The sequence below is a fragment of the Burkholderia sp. JPY481 genome (assembly GCF_038900515.1).
In the GTDB taxonomy this organism is placed as follows: Bacteria; Pseudomonadota; Gammaproteobacteria; order Burkholderiales; family Burkholderiaceae; genus Paraburkholderia; species Paraburkholderia youngii.
The window spans coordinates 1-255 of the sequence record NZ_JAYMRT010000213.1; the positions used below are offsets into that span (position 1 = coordinate 1).

A 255-nucleotide genomic window follows, 5' to 3' on the forward strand; every position below is an offset into this window, starting at 1 on the left:
TCAGGCTTTCGCCCATTGCGGAAGATTCCCTACTGCTGCCTCCCGTAGGAGTCTGGACCGTGTCTCAGTTCCAGTGTGGCCGATCACCCTCTCAGGTCGGCTACGTATCGTTGCCTTGGTAAGCCGTCACCTTACCAACTAGCTAATACGGCGCGGATCCATCTATAAGTGACAGCAAAGCCGCCTTTCACTATTGAACCATGCGGTTCAATATGTTATCCGGTATTAGCTCCGGTTTCCCGAAGTTATCCCAGT

1 rRNA gene is annotated in these 255 nt (G+C 52.5%); it reads right to left on the reverse strand.

The features are described from left to right. Window positions 1-255: ribosomal RNA gene (locus tag VSR82_RS40400) — 16S ribosomal RNA — on the reverse strand; the annotation flags it as partial.